Genomic DNA, 12,377 nt, shown 5'->3' with positions numbered 1-12,377 from the left:
AATTATTAATCAAAAATACAACTCAATGTGGGCTACAATACCTTTGTGGGTATTATAGCCGTACAATGAGTGCTTACAAATCAATACCATTATTTATATAATGCAATTTATTTAAATCAATTGTCCCCCCCTGATCACTATCCCATCCGTTTTCTCTCACATAATTAACTGCACCAGGCATAGAAAAAACAACGTTGTCTGCTTTACTATAAATATATCGTTCTAAACAATAAGCAATTTTCACGCATGGATTATTTTTTCCCAATAAGCCTAAGCTTACGAATGAATCAGGCCATAAATCTGTAACATCCACGATATATTTTGCTTTTACCTTTTTGGCTAGTTGATAAATTGGAATATCAAAAGGAATACGAGATGTATGAATTATCACATCCGGTTTCTCAAATTGTTTTCTATGGATGAATAATTTAACCGCAAACCTAAAATATGATATAATCCTTCTTATCCCATTAGTAGATCCACAACCTGCATTTACTAAAACAAAAGGGATATTATCATAAGTTTTCTCTTCAAATGTCTTATTAGAGTCAGACAAACATAAGTTTCTATTGTGAACATAACTAGAACAAAACAATTTCACATTATAGCCTTCTGATTGAAAATATTGTGCCAACTTTATTGTTCTCAAATGAGTGCCATAAAATTCAATAGGTGCTGCATCTTTATTTATGAACCAAATAGTCTTTTTCTTCATCATAAGATTATTACTTCCAAGCATTCAACACTTTTACAACCCTTTCAACCTCTTCCATAGATATAATAGGACTCATTGGAATACTCAATTCTTCAGCATGAATCAATTCTGTAATTGGAAAGCTAAGATCATTCCATTCTTTATAGCATTCTTGTTTATGAGGAGGAATAGGATAATGGATATTAGTTTGAATATCATTCTCTGCTAAATATTGTTGCAAGCCATCACGATCTGCACAACGAATTGTAAAAAGATGAAATACATGTGCATTCCAATCTTTCACAATTGGCAAAATAATCGCTGGATTCTCAATGTTTTCTATATAATATTTTGCAACTTCTTTTCTTAATTGTATATCATTATCAAGATAACGGAGTTTAACATCAAGAATAGCTGCCTGAATTTCGTCAAGACGACTATTACGCCCTACATATTGGAAAACATATTTCTTTGCAGATCCGTAATTAGCAACCGACCTTACTATATGTGCCAACTCATCATCATTCGTTGTCACAGCTCCTGCATCCCCTAATGCACCTAAGTTTTTACCCGGATAAAAGCTATGCCCTGCAGCATCGCCTATCGAGCCTGTCATTCTCCCATTAAATTTGCAGCCATGTGCCTGCGCATTATCTTCTACAAGCTTAAGATTATATTTTTCACATAATTCACCTATTTTCTCAGTATACGCACACTGACCATAAAGATGTACTATAAGTATAGCTCTTGTACGAGAAGTTATAGCTTTTTCAATCTTAGAATCATCAATTTGATATGTTTCCAGATTGGGTTCAACCAACACAGGAATGAGTCCGTTCTCAGTAATGGCTAAAATAGAAGCAATATAGGTATTTGCAGGAACGATAACTTCATCTCTAGGTTTCATTATCCCCATTTCAATATAAGCACGGAAAATCCAAATCAATGCATCAAGGCCGTTAGCACATCCTATAGTATATTTAGTACCAATATATGAGGAATAATGTGTTTCAAACATTGCATTTTCTTTGCCTTGTAAATACCACCCTGAATCAACGACTCTCAATACTGCTTCATGAATCTCTTCTGCATATTTTGCAGTAACTTTCTGTAAATCTAAAAATTTAATCATATCCGTTTTATATTTTATGTTTAACTCCATTTTTATCACACATATTTAAGTCCAGAGCAATACCATCTTTAGTGATATACCCTTTTTTACATGCAGGATTACCAAACCAAATCTCATGTGCCGGAACATTTTTTGTAACAACACTTCCTGCCCCGACAAGAGCGTACTCACCAATAATCAATCCTCCCATTATTGTAGAATTGGCTCCGATCGAACAATGTTCCTCAAGTGTCGTCATTAGAAATTCACTTGGATAGACTTTTGAACGAGGAATCAAATCATTAATAAAAGAGACATTTGCTCCGATAAAAACATTATCTTTTACTCTTAGTCCATCCCACAATTGTACTCCTGATTTTACAGTAACATTGTTACCTATAATAACATCATTCTCTACAAAAACATGGGCACATAAATTGCAGTTACTTCCAATAACAGCACCATTTAAGATGACACAAAATTGCCATATAGTAGTCCCGTCACCAATCAATTTACTTTGACAGTCAGCCAGTGGGTGTATCATATATTCCTCGCTTTATATATTTGTTAATACTTCAATGTATAGTTTAGCCTGACTTTCCCAGTTATACTCTTCTAAAACTGCTCGCCGACCATTTTGCCCCATCTGATAAGCCATTTCCTTATTTTCAACTAAATATTGAATAGCCTCCTTTATTTGCTGCGAATTATGTGGATCAACACAAATTCCACAATTATATTTTTCTACAATTTCACGATAGCATTTCACATCCGAAAGCAACACCGGTAACCCCGCCTCCATACTTTCAAATATTTTCAACACACCAAAAGATCCATTCGGACTGCCTGTCCGACTAAAATCCCGAAGAGTATTACTAATAGTCATTTTTGAAAAAACTGTTGATATCTCTTCTTTCTTAAACGGCCCTGCAAAATCCACATTCTTCCAGTTTGGAAAAGTTTCAAGAACATCAACATATCCTTCTTCAATCACACCTGCAACATAATATTTGATATCCGGCAATTCCGCTAAAGCTTTTAATACTTCTTTTTGACAACTAATCCAATAGACTGTTCCAATATATCCAAGAACATTTTTACGGGATAAATATTCCTCCTTGGATAAAGTAAACCTGGAAGATACAACAGGGAAATTTTTAATAACATAATGATTCTTTATTCCCCACTTTTCAAGGCGATTGTCAGTATCATCAGTTACAGTAAATACAGCATGATATTTCTTTAGAGATGACTTCAGATATTTCTCCATCAGCACTGCAATTACATTACGAGCTATTTTAGGCAAATATGCTTTATCATGAATGATGCCAGGATAAAACTCACGAAGATTAAATACAACTTTATATCCCTTATGTTTCAATTTAACCCCAAGAGATAATAGCTCCGGATCAGAAATTTGGTATACATCTGCATTTATCATTAGTGCTTTCCTATAAAGAAATTTCTTGGTATTCAGCATCCTCTCTATACGCGAGCATGGCTTATAGTTACACGAAATAAACTCAATACCATCAATTGTTTCATTCGGTTCTAAGTCACAAACAACAATAGTAACTTTATAGCCAGCCATTGCCAATGCCTTCCCCTGACGGTCAAAGATCAATGGGTCTTTTCGAGAATAAAGCCCTGTGAGATAACAAATATGTATCATGGATTTAATTTTATATTTTCACGTTTGTCGTGCATTACTATATACATAGAAAATAGAAAGATATAATTAACAGAAAATAACCCAGGACGCTGATATAATGTAGCAAGTAGCAAGGTTATAAATATAAGAATATACCATATGGACTTTATACGATTTAAGGCATAAAGAACAAAGAAAAGCAGGTACATAATACAGACAACAGCTCCATTGGACAGAATCGCATTTCGATAACCAGCACTATCCGAGAAGTTTGCCAGCTGTCTCTTATTATCTACCCCCCACCAATATTGACTTGTACCCTGAATAGAATTAAAATAACTTTTTAAACTACTATCAGCCCTATTATCCCCACTGATCATCCCTTGTGTTTTATCATATTCCAATCTATCCCAAATCAACAACCTAGTCATTGCATTTTGCATAGAAAAAACAATTAACAATGCCATTAAAGAAGAGATGAAGAATTTATATACGACCTTGACATTTCTAGAAAATAAAAAATACACTAAAAAAATGGCAGAAAGGACATAGAAAAATAGGGACAATGAAAGAAGTCCAGAAATTAAAATAAATATATTCCTTTTATCCTTCAGATTAAAATTATCTATATACAGCATAAGTCCGGCGATAGTACCAACAACACCCGGCTCATCAAAAGGGCCACAAAATCTTAATGATTGAAAATAAACATCAAGACCTGCCCCTAAATAGTTGGGAATAACTAAAAATGGATATGCAATATAATTATATGTTTTTACAGCATTCAAAGGAGCTATTATTTTTCCAGGGACAGGAATACCAAAGAAAAGTAACAGCCATACCAAAATGGATATTCCAATTATTATAGAATATAACGTTTTGTACCTATCAAACACGTTTACCATAAATCTTTTCGATCCAAAAGGTACTGCTGCCAAAATAATCATAAAAAAGAATCCTATCAGATTACGATTTTGAGAAATAGAAGCTAGCAAAAGGGTAAAAACAAAGAAAATCAGATACAGCACATTCAATCTATTCATTCTATAATTCCGCCAGAATAGAATCGCCAATGGGAAAAGAAATACAATTTGCGCATAAGACCCACTTAGACTCCAAGTAAAAAATGGCCTTAGAGTTAACAAAAGTAATATACCTCCTATAAAATAAGTTATGTCATTACTATTTTTAATCCTCATTATAATCAATCATTTTTTTCAGTTTATCAGTGCTGACAATGTAATCAGCATGTAAATCTACTGTACTATCAGAAATACCAGCTAAATACCGCATTTTAACACCGACAATATTAGCAATAGTCGAAAATATTGGAGAATAGTTTCTTATGGATCTAAAACAAATAACCTTACAACCGCTATGACAAAACAATAAATTTGTAAATGCAGCTCCAGAACCACCCACAATATAGTCAGCATTATTAAACAAGGCCATTTGCTCACAAAAAGTGTATGTTTCGGGAGCAACAACTTCAAACCCATATTCTTTAAGTACTCCCCAAACTTCAGATTCATTATAATGCCTCTTTTTTGTACTCTTCCGTGTCAGAAAAATGCGTTTCGGAGTTGCTAAATCAGACTTAAACAAGAGCAATTTATCACGCATTTGCAATGTTAAATGACAATCAAAAACAAACCCTAATAAATGATCAGGATCAGTAATATCTCTATAATGAGGTGCAATAGAATTCACAGCAGAAAGAGAATATAAAGTACCAAATTCTACTATTTCTTTTTCTCCTATAGTAATTATGTCACGTTGGGTTTCATTAAGAATCTCAAAAATCTTTTTAAAAGAATCTATTTTCATTACGATTTCATCGATTATCAACGGAGCATCTTTTGATATGTTTATTCTGTTGAAGACAAGCAGTTTAATGAGAATTTCATACAATTCATGATAGTAATTACATGAAAATTTCCCTGAAAGCATAATTCCAGACTTCAAATAACGACATTTCCCAATACCGCCATCGTTACGTAAAACAGCAACATTATTCTTTAACCGCAATAAAAGCCCATCAAACATCACATAGCGATCGTTCATATTATAACAGAAGTCGTTAATTACACACTTTTCTTTCACATTTAAGATAAAATCGGAATTTCCTTGTATTCTAACACCTTCATGTTTATAAATAAAAATATCTTGCATCGGAACTGATATCAGTTCTTTCTTCAAAGGCTCCAACTCATAGGTCAACTTACTTGTATACCCTACTCTATTAGTAATAAGTGGTATTATAGATGAAGTCAAATGCGATTTTGCATAGACATGATGACTAACAACTTCAAACGGTACAAACGAAACACAACGTAAAACCATATTATTCATCGCATATAAACAATGCCCCCAACTGTTCTTTTTTGAATGATAATAGAGTCTGCATGATATACTTTCTATAGCATTTCCGATTCTTTTATTTATTGAATGTTTTATTTCGAGCAATATTTTCTTCATCATCCATCATATTAGTTTTTACGATGTAATTTGTTTATTATAATCTGCTTAATCCCTATCCTACGATCTAGTCCCGTATATGAATAATATGTCGTTAAAACTAAAAACACTGTTACCACTGCGTATCCACTCCAACCAAACATTAATATTTTGCAGGTAAGGACTATGGCAGTGATACAAGAAAACAGTATAAATAATTTCATTATTGATCTGGTAAATTTGAGATTACATTTTATTCGACAAATGATCCATAGCTGCAAAAAATAGAATCCATATTTAATGAATGATGATATGCCAAGTCCTATTAATCCCCAATAGTAATACCCTATCATATTAAAAATTAATCCATAACAAACTGTAATAAATTCATTCCAAAAGTATACTTTGGAATCACCTTTCGCTAATAAACCATAAGACATACTCCACGCCATGGCTTTAAAAAACATGGCTGCCATTGCCCAATACATCATACCTTCAGTAGGTATAAACTTTGTAGAATAAAGTACTACTACAGCTACCCGTATATAAGCGATAAAAGCAATAATTATTGGAGCAAGCAACAGTAACGAAATCTCAGCCTGCTGATTAATCGCCCTAACAAATGAGTCATTATCCGAAGCTATCGCTGACAATCGGGGATAATAATCTGTTGCCATAGCCGTAAATACCAATCCAACATATGTGTTGACTATTGTAAACCCCGCATTGAACAACCCGACATCATCAATAGAACCCATACGACTTATGAAAATACGAATGAAATAGGAAGCTAATATTGCCAACATACCCTGAAGACTGATCAACACTCCCATCTTCAACATATCTCGCCCTTCAACTTTTATATCCGTAATGGTTATTTCTTCCTTCTCAATCTTTATTTTGCGGGCATATATATAAGACAGGATAAAAATCAAAGCATTCGAAAACAATAAAACAGGGACAATAGCATCTATCTTCCAAAAATAATATAACGGTATGATAAATATTAAACCGACTGCATTGCCAACTACATTGGCCTTCGCCAAATAACGATACTTCCGCATCCCCTGCATTAAAGCATTTTGCCCGGAAGTTAATTGCATCAATAAAACCGAGAATGAAAGTATTATAAAAGCAAAAGTATAATCTGTATTTCCAAATGTCACTTGACTTAACAATGAAGCTGAAACCAAACAAATCAATGCACCTGTCAATCCGGTAATCCAAACCAATCTCCTAAATACAGAAATAATTAAAGCTATACGTTTAGTATCATTGGCTCCGTTAGCTTCTGCAATATTACGTACGGCACTGGTCCCTAAACCACAATTTGTAAAGGATGAAATCATTGTAATGGTAGAATTAAGCAATCCCATAACCCCCATCCCTTCAGGGCCTAATAATACTGCAGCAAATTTAGACCTGATGATTTGTATAAGTATATTAAAGATTTGAACCCCTCCAAACAATGATGTAGCTTTTAGGCTTTGTTTATACGAGTTCCTGTTTTCAGTGTCCATTGCTTCTGACATTCCTAGTATTATTGAATTAATCTTCCATAATTCTTCTCAAGAATTTTGCAGGTAACCCTACATGTATTTCAGAGTCTGGTATATCATGAGTAACCAAACTTCTTGCTCCTGCCATAGCAAAATTGCCAATCTTTCTCTTTTCTAAAACTGTAGCACCTATAGAAACATCAGCACACTTACCTATAACCACCAATGAACCGGTTATCGAACCCATTGCAAAATGACATAATGGTCCACATTTAACATCATGTCCGATACAAGTATTGGATTTTACCATTGTCCCTACGCCCAGTTCTGTTCGAGGAGCAATATATGCATGACACATGACCAGTACCCCTGGATGAAGAACCACGTTCTCTCCAATAAATGCAGTATAATGTATTATTGTTACTAATCTATCCAATGGAACATTTAGTCTCTTAAACAGTTCTTCTGTCAAGACATTTCGTCCTATCATATGTATTCCCCATATAAAATAATACCCTTCATCGACAAAATGCTGAATTCTATCAGTACCTCCCAAAACAGCATACTCATCTACATTATCTACAAAATCGTTCACAAAACCACAGATTTCAATATCTTCATCGTATCCGTTTTTCTGGTTATCTTTTATACAAGCTGCAATAACAGAACCATGTCCATTACCACCAATTATCAATACCCGCTTTTTCATTTTGTATTCTTATACTCTAAGAAATCCTTATATATTCGTATATAATCAGCTTCATCATAAGGCATTGAAGCAAGTACCAGACACACTGCTCCAGATGAAAAGTTATCCAGTTCTCTCCACATTCCCGGAACAATATATAAACCTTGATAAGGACGATTTAATGAAAAGGTACGTTTCACACTGCCATCATCAACTGTTACATTAAAACTACCGCTAGCAGCTATCACCAGCTGAAACAATTCTTTATGAGCGTGTCCACCACGCGCCTCGCCACCTGGTATATCGTATAGATAATAGGTACGTTTTACTTCAAATGGAACAGTTTTAACATTTTCAACCACAGTGATATTACCTTCATCTCTGTGATGCTTATCAAGCTCTATAATTGTGCAGTCATAGACTGTACTCTTTTTACTCATAATGCAGTATTTTTGAAAGTTTCGTAATCACGTATATAATCATTTTCTCCATATGGAGTTGAAGATAATATTAAAGCTAACGAATTAGTAGAAAAATTATCCATCTGTCTCCATATTTGCTTTGGTAGGTACAATCCATAGTATGAACGATTCAAATGGATTTTCCTCCTCTCTTTACCATCATCCAAGAGCACATCAAAACTACCGGAAAGTGCAATAATAAATTCCTGATTTTCTTTATATGCATGCCCTCCACGTTTCTCTCCACCAGGGACATCGTATATCCAATATGTCCGTTCTATTTTAAATGGAATATGCTTAAATTCCTCGGCAAAAGAGAGATTACCCCTTTTATCCAAAAATTTTGGAAGATCAATCAACCTACAATCTGATACATTCATAACTTTTATATTTTGTACATACTTTCATAATACTTATTATACTCTCCACTCGCTATATTTTCCATCCATTCGTGATTTTCCAAATACCAGCGAACAGTTTTTTCAATACCTTCCTCAAATTGCAAAGACGGTTCCCATCCTAATTCTTTTTTCAACTTATTAGAATCAATAGCATAGCGTAAATCATGTCCTTTTCTGTCAGCTACATATGTAATCAACTTTTCGGAAGTACCGTCCGGATTACCCAATAACCGATCCACAGTTTTGATGATAACCTTAATTAAATCAATATTTGTCCATTCATTGAAACCACCAATATTATAAGTCTCAGCTATTTTTCCTTTATGAAAAATGATATCAATAGCACGTGCATGATCTACTACATACAACCAATCACGTACATTCTCACCCTTACCATAAACCGGTAAGGCTTTACCATGACGGATATTATTAATAAAAAGAGGTATAAGCTTTTCGGGAAATTGATAAGGCCCGTAATTGTTACTGCAATTGGTAACAATAACAGGCATTCCATATGTATCATGAAAAGCACGTACGAAATGATCACTACCAGCCTTGCTAGCAGAATAAGGACTATGTGGCTGATATTTTGTTTGTTCAGTGAAGAATGTTCCGTCAAAATCTAATGCACCATATACTTCATCTGTTGAAATATGATAAAAAAGTTTATGATCATATCCCGTTTCTGAAGTTTCCCAAGCCAACTTAGCTGCCTGTAATAATGAAAGGGTACCCATCACATTCGTTTGTGCAAAAATAAATGGATCTTTAATACTACGATCAACATGGCTTTCTGCTGCCAAATGTATCACACTATCAATATTATACTGTTTAAAAAGCTGTATTATTCTCTCAAAGTCACAAATATCAGCTTTTACAAAAGTATAATTCGGCTGACCTTCAATATCTTTCAAATTAGCTAAATTTCCAGCATAAGTCAACTTATCTAAATTTATAATATGATACTCAGGATATTTATTCACAAATAAGCGAACAACATGGCTTCCGATAAATCCTGCACCACCAGTAATCAATATATTCCGCTTCATCTTTCTATTTTTCTTTTAATTCATCTATTACATTCATCAAGTATTTCCCGTATTGATTCTTTAACATCGGCTGTGCCAATGCCATCATTTTTTCAGGAGTAATCCAGCCTTTCCGAAAAGCAATTCCTTCTAAACAAGCTATTTTTAACCCCTGACGTTTTTCTATCACTTCAATAAAATTACTAGCCTCTGATAAAGAATCGTGCGTACCAGTATCAAGCCATGCAAAACCACGTCCTAAAAGTTGGACTTTTAATTCTTTAGTATCCAAGAAACATTGGTTTACTGTAGTTATTTCCAATTCTCCACGTGCAGATGGCTTGCTATTCTTTGCTATTTTAACCACTTTATTGGGATAGAAATAAAGCCCCACTACAGCATAGTTTGATTTTGGGTGAACAGGCTTTTCTTCCAATCCTAATACATTACCGTTTTTATCAAATTCCGCAACTCCATAACGTTCGGGATCTGATACCCAATAGCCAAATACAGTAGCTTTGTTTTCTTCTTCAGCCATGCGTACAGCTTCTTTTAGCATATAAGTCAGCCCTTGACCATGAAAAATATTATCTCCTAGTACCAAGCAAACCGAATCATCACCAATAAATTCCTCTCCAATAATGAATGCTTGCGCAAGACCATCAGGCGAAGGTTGTTCTGCATATTCAAAACGAACACCGAAATCAGAACCATCACCTAATAATCGTTGAAAACCAGGAAGGTCATACGGAGTAGAAATTATTAAAATCTCACGAATACCTGCAAGCATCAAAACCGAAATGGGATAATAAATCATCGGTTTATCAAATATGGGAAGAAGCTGCTTACTAACTCCCTTGGTAATAGGGTACAAACGAGTACCAGATCCACCGGCTAAAACAATACCTTTCATTTTAATATAATCTGTTTAAATGTGTGCGCTTATCTCTCACTTTATCCCACCAAAGATTTAAAGCAATCCAGGCTACAATATCTCCTATCAATATCACAGTATTATTCACCCATGGTATCAATAAAATATTTACAGCACTAAATGCACAGGATATTAATATTATAATAATCATAGCTTTACGGGGTGTAAATCCCATTGCCAAAAATTTATGATGAATATGATTCTTATCTGGTTCAAAAGGGCTCTTTCCATTACGCAAGCGTACCATTACCACACGAATCACATCAAAAGCTGGAATTATTAGTGTACTAAAGGCTATAAGAAAAGTACCTTTGGTATTAGAAATTACCTCAGGATCGTTCTGACTATATTTGATAGCAAGAAAACTTAGTATATACCCCAAAGTTAAGCTGCCGGTATCTCCCATAAATATTTTCCGTGCCCGTTCTGCATTACCGAAAACATTATAATAAAAGAAAGGAACTAATACACCTAAGGTACTAAATGCAAGCATACTATACATCCACAGACCTTTCTCTATAAACAAAAGGCCAAAGACCAAAAGCGCAACACTACTCAATCCTGATGCTAATCCATCAATTCCATCTATTAAATTAATAGCATTAGTAATGAAAACAATGGTCAATATAGTAAAAGGAATACCAATCCACTTTGGAATTGCATATATTCCAAATAACCCATATAAGTCATTTATCCAAAGCTCTGCGATAGAAAAAAAACAAGCACAGAGAATTTGTATCACAAACTTTTGGCGATAACGCACTCCAATAAGGTCATCTGTAATTCCTGTCAAATATAAAAGAGTCAACCCACAGACTAAAAACAAACATTCCAATAAAAAACAAGTTGCATGTAAATCTGAAATATAATATCCTGTTATAGTACGGAATGCCAATACCAAACAACAAGAAAATAATATCGTTGGGAAAAAAGAAACTCCCCCCAAACGTGGAATGGCACATGTATGGATTTTACGTTTATCTGGTATATCAAATAATCTCTTACGAAGAGAAATTAGTAATATGCGAGGTATGACAAATAACGCTATACAGACAGAAATAACAAAAGCTAAGATTATAAATATATAATTCATTCGAATAATTATTTCATGAATAAAGTTTAATATTAAGCCCCATTTAGTTGATGCAATAATTCATTTTTATACAGCAACTTGATTTTCAATCTTTTCCACATACCCAACCGGCATATCCGCACAAGCACACCCCAGCATATTCAACCGGACAGCAATCTTGCTCCTGCCATCCACCGTGACAAGTTCTCCTACAAGCCCTGTCAAAGGACCTTTGACAACACGTACTTTTTCACCACGTGCCAAAGGAGCGCTATTCATACAGATTGCCTTTTCGGAATAGTCGAGCATAAAACGGAAACGGGCCATTTGTTCATCAGGAATGATAGTCGGACTGCTCTCACCGCGCATTACCATATACCG

Annotated in this window: 13 protein-coding genes and 1 pseudogene; all 14 read right to left on the bottom strand. The window is 34.3% G+C overall.

The features are described 5' to 3' along the window. Positions 1–73: 73 nt before the first annotated feature. Complete coding sequence (locus I2I13_RS24170; RefSeq protein ID WP_229128718.1) at positions 74–718, bottom strand: glycosyltransferase; 645 nt, start codon at positions 716–718, stop codon at positions 74–76. Between the two features lie 7 nt (positions 719–725). Further along, on the bottom strand, positions 726–1,826 hold the full coding sequence (locus I2I13_RS24165; RefSeq protein ID WP_195650739.1) for a DegT/DnrJ/EryC1/StrS aminotransferase family protein: 1,101 nt from the start codon (positions 1,824–1,826) through the stop codon (positions 726–728). A 7-nt stretch (positions 1,827–1,833) separates the two neighbouring features. Continuing rightward, a complete protein-coding gene (locus I2I13_RS24160; RefSeq protein WP_004300033.1) occupies positions 1,834–2,349 on the bottom strand; it encodes an acyltransferase in 516 nt (171 codons plus the stop codon). A gap of 12 nt (positions 2,350–2,361) precedes the next feature. After that, positions 2,362–3,477: a glycosyltransferase gene (locus I2I13_RS24155; protein ID WP_195650738.1), complete on the bottom strand. Its 1,116-nt coding sequence runs from the start codon at positions 3,475–3,477 to the stop codon at positions 2,362–2,364. After that, entirely contained in the window at positions 3,474–4,499 is a 1,026-nt protein-coding gene (locus I2I13_RS24150; protein WP_229128717.1) for a hypothetical protein, read from the bottom strand. The genes I2I13_RS24155 and I2I13_RS24150 overlap by 4 nt, the downstream gene beginning before the upstream one ends. 145 nt (positions 4,500–4,644) lie before the next feature. Then, a complete protein-coding gene (locus I2I13_RS24145; protein WP_229128716.1) occupies positions 4,645–5,937 on the bottom strand; it encodes a DUF563 domain-containing protein in 1,293 nt (430 codons plus the stop codon). 8 nt (positions 5,938–5,945) lie between these two features. Continuing rightward, on the bottom strand, positions 5,946–7,445 hold the full coding sequence (locus I2I13_RS24140) for an O-antigen translocase (RefSeq protein WP_195650737.1): 1,500 nt from the start codon (positions 7,443–7,445) through the stop codon (positions 5,946–5,948). Positions 7,446–7,461: 16 nt separating this feature from the next. Continuing rightward, on the bottom strand, positions 7,462–8,121 hold the full coding sequence (locus I2I13_RS24135; RefSeq protein WP_148367509.1) for an acetyltransferase: 660 nt from the start codon (positions 8,119–8,121) through the stop codon (positions 7,462–7,464). Continuing rightward, positions 8,118–8,540, bottom strand: coding sequence for an FdtA/QdtA family cupin domain-containing protein (locus I2I13_RS24130; RefSeq protein WP_195650736.1), 423 nt, complete (start codon positions 8,538–8,540; stop codon positions 8,118–8,120). Before I2I13_RS24130 ends, I2I13_RS24135 begins: the two co-directional genes overlap by 4 nt. Then, on the bottom strand, positions 8,537–8,941 hold the full coding sequence (locus tag I2I13_RS24125) for an FdtA/QdtA family cupin domain-containing protein (RefSeq protein WP_195650735.1): 405 nt from the start codon (positions 8,939–8,941) through the stop codon (positions 8,537–8,539). The genes I2I13_RS24130 and I2I13_RS24125 overlap by 4 nt, the downstream gene beginning before the upstream one ends. A 5-nt stretch (positions 8,942–8,946) precedes the next feature. Beyond that, positions 8,947–10,011, bottom strand: a complete 1,065-nt coding sequence (rfbB, locus tag I2I13_RS24120; RefSeq protein WP_195650734.1) for a dTDP-glucose 4,6-dehydratase — start codon at positions 10,009–10,011, stop codon at positions 8,947–8,949. Between the two features lie 4 nt (positions 10,012–10,015). Continuing rightward, complete coding sequence (gene rfbA, locus I2I13_RS24115) at positions 10,016–10,903, bottom strand: glucose-1-phosphate thymidylyltransferase RfbA (RefSeq protein WP_004309285.1); 888 nt, start codon at positions 10,901–10,903, stop codon at positions 10,016–10,018. 1 nt (position 10,904) lies between these two features. After that, the gene (locus I2I13_RS24110) at positions 10,905–12,017 is read right to left on the bottom strand and encodes an MraY family glycosyltransferase (protein ID WP_148367514.1); all 1,113 of its coding nucleotides are present in this window, start codon (positions 12,015–12,017) and stop codon (positions 10,905–10,907) included. 66 nt (positions 12,018–12,083) lie between these two features. Further along, positions 12,084–12,377, bottom strand: a pseudogene (locus tag I2I13_RS24105) (transcriptional regulator); the annotation flags it as partial.

Source organism: Bacteroides sp. D55t1_190419_B8 (assembly GCF_015558905.1).
GTDB lineage: Bacteria > Bacteroidota > Bacteroidia > Bacteroidales > Bacteroidaceae > Bacteroides > Bacteroides vicugnae.
The sequence above is the reverse complement of the archived record's forward strand: the minus strand, read 5'-3'. Positions and strand labels throughout refer to the sequence as shown.

What these genes read in the sequence shown, in the direction of transcription:
- I2I13_RS24140 (WP_195650737.1), bottom strand. Translation starts at nt 7,445, where the DNA reads ATGTCAGAAGCAATGGACACTGAAAACAGGAACTCGTATAAACAAAGC.
- I2I13_RS24110 (WP_148367514.1), bottom strand. Translation starts at nt 12,017, where the DNA reads ATGAATTATATATTTATAATCTTAGCTTTTGTTATTTCTGTCTGTATA.
- I2I13_RS24125 (WP_195650735.1), bottom strand. Translation starts at nt 8,941, where the DNA reads ATGAATGTATCAGATTGTAGGTTGATTGATCTTCCAAAATTTTTGGAT.
- rfbB (WP_195650734.1), bottom strand. Translation starts at nt 10,011, where the DNA reads ATGAAGCGGAATATATTGATTACTGGTGGTGCAGGATTTATCGGAAGC.
- I2I13_RS24145 (WP_229128716.1), bottom strand. Translation starts at nt 5,937, where the DNA reads ATGATGAAGAAAATATTGCTCGAAATAAAACATTCAATAAATAAAAGA.
- I2I13_RS24170 (WP_229128718.1), bottom strand. Translation starts at nt 718, where the DNA reads ATGATGAAGAAAAAGACTATTTGGTTCATAAATAAAGATGCAGCACCT.
- I2I13_RS24160 (WP_004300033.1), bottom strand. Translation starts at nt 2,349, where the DNA reads ATGATACACCCACTGGCTGACTGTCAAAGTAAATTGATTGGTGACGGG.
- I2I13_RS24135 (WP_148367509.1), bottom strand. Translation starts at nt 8,121, where the DNA reads ATGAAAAAGCGGGTATTGATAATTGGTGGTAATGGACATGGTTCTGTT.
- I2I13_RS24150 (WP_229128717.1), bottom strand. Translation starts at nt 4,499, where the DNA reads ATGAATAGATTGAATGTGCTGTATCTGATTTTCTTTGTTTTTACCCTT.
- I2I13_RS24155 (WP_195650738.1), bottom strand. Translation starts at nt 3,477, where the DNA reads ATGATACATATTTGTTATCTCACAGGGCTTTATTCTCGAAAAGACCCA.
- rfbA (WP_004309285.1), bottom strand. Translation starts at nt 10,903, where the DNA reads ATGAAAGGTATTGTTTTAGCCGGTGGATCTGGTACTCGTTTGTACCCT.
- I2I13_RS24165 (WP_195650739.1), bottom strand. Translation starts at nt 1,826, where the DNA reads ATGATTAAATTTTTAGATTTACAGAAAGTTACTGCAAAATATGCAGAA.
- I2I13_RS24130 (WP_195650736.1), bottom strand. Translation starts at nt 8,540, where the DNA reads ATGAGTAAAAAGAGTACAGTCTATGACTGCACAATTATAGAGCTTGAT.